The organism is Streptomyces katrae, assembly GCF_000966975.1.
Lineage (GTDB): Bacteria > Actinomycetota > Actinomycetes > Streptomycetales > Streptomycetaceae > Streptomyces > Streptomyces katrae.
This window is the reverse complement of sequence record NZ_JZWV01001283.1, coordinates 1-4,553: the sequence shown is the minus strand read 5'-3', so window position 1 is coordinate 4,553 and position 4,553 is coordinate 1. Positions and strand designations below refer to the sequence as shown.

The window sequence follows — 4,553 nt, the reverse complement described above, 5'->3', positions numbered from 1 at the left end:
GTCTGGCCCCAGAGCATGTCCTCGTGCCACATGTCCGAGGAGTACGCGAACTCGCCGGTGACCTTCAGGGTGCCGTCCGGGCGGAGCGTGGACTCGCCGATGCCGCCCTTGTTGTGCTTCTGGGTGACGTTCGTCGGGGTCCCGGAAGGCGTGGTGCGGGTGTTGGCCATGATCAGACAGCCTCTCCCTGACGGGCGGCCGCGAGGCGGACCGCGTCGAGGATCTTCTCGTAGCCCGTGCAGCGGCAGAGGTTGCCGGACAGGGCCTCACGGATGTCCTGGTCGGACGGGGACGAGTTGCTCTCGAGCAGCGCGTCGGCCTGCACCAGCAGACCCGGGGTGCAGAAACCGCACTGGACGGCGCCGGCGTCGATGAACGCCTGCTGGATGTTGGAGAGCTCCACGCCCTCACCCGTCTGGGAGTCGGTGCCCTTGGCGGACCACTGCTTGGCCTCGTCCGTGGACACGCCCTTGCCGCCGCCGCAGGCGCCGGTGCCGCAGGCGTGGCCGTGCTCCTCGCGCTGCTTGGCGAAGTCGGCCAGACCCTCGACGGTCACGACGTCGCGGCCCTCGACCTGACCGGCCGCTACCAGACAGGAACAGACCGGCACGCCGTCGAGGCGGACGGTGCAGGAACCGCACTCACCCTGCTCACAGGCGTTCTTCGAGCCGGGCAGACCCAGGCGCTCACGCAGCACGTAGAGGAGGGACTCGCCCTCCCAGACGTCGTCGGCTTCCTGCGGACGACCGTTGACGGTGAAATTGACGCGCATGATTACGCAGCCCCTTCAAGCGAGCGGCCGTTGGTGCCGCGGTACTGCTCCCAGGTCCAGACGAGCTGGCGGCGAGCGAGGATGCCGACCGCGTGACGGCGGTACTTCGCCGTGCCGCGAACGTCGTCGATCGGGTTGCACGCGGCGGACGCGAGCTCACCGAACTGCTTGGCGATCGACGGGGTGATGACCTTGCCGTTGTCCCAGAAACCGCCCTCTTCGAGCGCGGCGTTCAGGAACTCCTCGGCGGCCTTCGCCCGGACCGGGGTCGGGGCGGCGGAGCCGATGCCCGTACGGACCGTGCGGGTGTCGGGGTGCAGCGCGAGGCCGAATCCGCACACCGCGATGACCATCGCGTTGCGGGTGCCGACCTTCGAGTACTGCTGGGGACCCGTGGCGTTCTTGATGTGCACCGACTTGATCAGCTCGTCGGCGGCGAGCGCGTTGCGCTTGACACCGGTGTAGAACTCGTCGATCGGGATCAGGCGGGAACCGCGTACGGACTCCACCTCGACCTCGCAGCCGGCGGCCAGCAGGGCGGGGTGGGAGTCACCGGCGGGCGAGGCGCAGCCGAGGTTGCCGCCGACACCGCCACGGTTGCGGATCTGCGGGGACGCGACCGTGTGCGAGGCGAGCGCGAGACCCGGGAGCGTGCCGCGCAGGTTCTCCATGATCTGGGTGTACGGAACGGAGGCGCCCAGCTTGGTGACCTCCTCGCCTACCTCCCACTCCCGCAGCAGCTCGATGCGGTTGAGGTCCAGGAGGTATTCCGGACGGCGGTGGTCGAAGTTGATCTCGACCATGATGTCGGTGCCACCCGCAATCGGCACAGCGGTGGGGTACTCGGCCTTGGCGGCGAGTGCCTCCTCCCAGCTGGCGGGGCGAAGGAAGTCCATGTGCGGCTCTCTTCTTCTTAGTCGGGCCGTTCACTTCAAGCCAGGAGGCCTAGGGGCCCTCGACTGGTCGTTCACGTGCTGTTAACGCGGTGTGGAGCCAGTACACAAGCCACGCGTCTCCGGGTGCAGTCACCGAAACCATGAAGGAGTTGGCTGGGCACCTCTCTCGTCTTGTAGATTCGTATGAAAGGCAGGATGCGACGACCTGCCCGATTTCCAACGGCAACATTCGAGACAGATCGGCGGCGACATCATGCGGCTGCGCGCACTGCTGGAAACCGAGGCGCTGGGGCTGCGGCTGCTGGGCGGCGAGGAAGAACTCGACCGGACGGTCCGCGGGGTCATGACGACCGACCTGAGGGATCCCAGCCGATACCTCTCCGGAGGAGAACTCGTCCTCACCGGCCTGGCATGGCGAAGAAATTCAGCCGACTCCGAGCCATTCGTACGAATCCTTGCGAGCGCGGGGGTGGCGGGCCTCGCGGCCGGCGAAGCGGAACTCGGCGACATTCCCGATGATCTGGTTTCGGCCTGTCTGCGCAACCGGCTCCCGCTCTTCGCCGTGAACGAGGACGTTGCATTCGCCACCATCACGGAGTACGTGGTGCGGCAGGTCTCGGGCGAGCGCGCGGGTGACCTCGCGGCCGTCGTCGACCGGCACCGGCGGCTGATGACCTCGGGGCCGGCGGGCGGCGGACCCGATGTGGTGCTGGATCTGCTCACCACGGACCTCGATCTGCGGGCCTGGGTGCTCTCCCCCACCGGGCGGCAGATCGCCGGGGCGGGTGAACCCCTGGCCCCGGGCGTCTGCGCGACGCTGGCGAGCGAGCACCTCGCGGCGGTCCGGACCGGCCGCAGGGGCCCGCACCGGCTGTCCATCCAGGGTATTACCTACTCCCTCTTCCCGATCAGGGGAGCGGGCCGGGGCCAGGGCCCCGGGGCCCGTGACGTGCGCGAGAGCGTCCTGTCCGACTGGCTGCTGGCCGTCGAGGCGGACGCGGGCGACTGGCCCGCCGAGCGGCTCGACCTGCTCCAGGGCGTCACCCAGCTGATCGCCGTAGAGCGGGACCGCCGCGACGCGGCCCGTACGGTGCGCCGCCGGCTGGCGCAGGAGGTGCTGGAGCTGGTCCAGACGGGCGCGCCGCCCGCCGAGATCGCCGCCCGCCTGCGGGTGGCCGCCCCCGTGCTGCTGCCCGGTCTGGGCACCGCCCCGCACTGGCAGGTCGTGGTGGCGCGGGTGGACTGGGAGGGCGGGGACATCCCCGGTGGCCCGGTGGCCCAGTCGCTGCTGGAGGAGATCCTGGTCGACCCGTCCCTGTCCGGGCCGGAGCCGTCCGACCGGATCGCCGTGGCCCATTCGGGTGACGAGGCGATCGCCCTCGTGCCGCTGCCCGCGCTGCCCGGCGACGCCGGCGAGGACAAGGGCCCGGACTCCGCCCTCCACGCCGACGCGCTGCTGTCCGCCGTACGCGAGCCGCTGGCGGCCGGTCTGGCCGACGACGGCCGGCTCACCCTCGGCGTCAGCGCGGCCGTGCACTCCGCCGAGGGGCTGCGCGGTGCGCTGGAGGAGGCCCGGCACGCCCGCCGGGTGGCCGCCGCCCGGCCCGGCCGGGTCTGCGCCGCCGGCCACCACGAGCTCGCCTCGCACGTGCTGCTGCTGCCGTTCGTGCCGGACGACGTGCGCCGCGCCTTCACGGCCCGGCTGCTGGACCCGCTGCGGGACTACGACCGCAGGCACCGGGCGGAGCTCATCCCGACCCTGGAGGCGTTCCTCGACTGCGACGGCTCCTGGACCCGCTGCGCGACGCGGCTGCACCTCCACGTCAACACGCTGCGTTACCGGGTCGGGCGAATCGAGCAGCTGACGGCGCGGGACCTCTCGCGCCTGGAGGACAAGCTGGACTTCTTCCTGGCACTGCGCATGAGCTGACCGGATACGGACCAAGGGGCCGGACGGGGGCCGCTGACGAACCGTCCGGACTTTGTGAAAGAGTTCACCCGACCCCTTGGCCGATGCCGCCGATCCGTGCTCTCATTTCGCCCCAGGGCTCAACGACGTGCTGCTTGGTTGCTGCTTGGCTGCTTCGGGGAGGGCAATGTGGCGGATACCGCCATGTCCGGTGCGGGATCTACCGGGGGCGACGACCCCCTCCAGCGGGCGATATGGCGGCTGGACCGCGCTCCTGGTGGAACGGTGCCTGTTCACCGGGCAGGGCTGGAGCGAGGCGGAGGACGCGCTGCGGGCGGCCGAGGCCACGGCCGGCAACGACGACGAGCGGGGGGCGGCCGCCTGCGAGCGGGGCCAGCTGGCCTACGCCGCGACCGTGCTCGGCGTACGGGACCGGGCGGACGAGGCCCGCTCGGCGCTGGGCCGGGCGGCGGCCCTGCTGTCCGCGGGGTCCCGGACCCGTCCGCTGCTGGACTTCCGGCGGGGGCTGGTCGCGGAACACCTGGCGGACGCCCCGCAGGCGGCCCGGCCGGCCTACCACCGGGCCCACGCTGGTGCCGAGGCCCACGGGGACACGCTGCTGCTTTCCTTCACGTGGCGCCACCTGGCCGCGCTGGCGCTGCGGGACGGGGAGGTGGCCGAGGCGCGCAGGGGCTTCACGGAGTCCCTGAGGATCCGGGAGGAGCTCGGCTTCCTGGTGGGCACGGCCCCCGCGCTGGCCGCGCTGGCCGAGGCGGAACCGGAGCCGGAGGCCTCGCGGCTGCGGGCGGAGGCGCGCCGCCTCTTCCACCTTCTGGGCGGCATCCCCACCTGGCTGGCGGACCAGCTCCAGCCTGTACCTTCCTGACGCACTCCGTCTGTCGGTGGCCGGGCGGGCCGCAGGCCCTGGCTGAGGTCCGGCCGTCGCCTGCGGACCGTTGCCGCTGCGCGGGGCGGG

The 4,553-nt window shown here is 71.7% G+C and carries 3 protein-coding genes and 1 pseudogene; 2 read left to right on the top strand and 2 right to left on the bottom strand.

The features are described 5' to 3' along the window. Positions 1–172 precede the first annotated feature (172 nt). A complete protein-coding gene (locus VR44_RS36225; protein ID WP_045951910.1) occupies positions 173–772 on the bottom strand; it encodes a (2Fe-2S)-binding protein in 600 nt (199 codons plus the stop codon). 2 nt (positions 773–774) lie between these two features. Then, the gene (locus VR44_RS36220) at positions 775–1,668 is read right to left on the bottom strand and encodes an FAD binding domain-containing protein (protein ID WP_045951909.1); all 894 of its coding nucleotides are present in this window, start codon (positions 1,666–1,668) and stop codon (positions 775–777) included. Positions 1,669–1,921: 253 nt separating this feature from the next. On the opposite strand from VR44_RS36220, the gene VR44_RS36215 reads away from it, so the two are divergent. Next, the gene (locus VR44_RS36215; protein WP_045951908.1) at positions 1,922–3,598 is read left to right on the top strand and encodes a PucR family transcriptional regulator; all 1,677 of its coding nucleotides are present in this window, start codon (positions 1,922–1,924) and stop codon (positions 3,596–3,598) included. 168 nt (positions 3,599–3,766) lie between these two features. Then, a pseudogene (locus VR44_RS36210) lies at positions 3,767–4,463 on the top strand (hypothetical protein). Positions 4,464–4,553 lie beyond the last annotated feature (90 nt).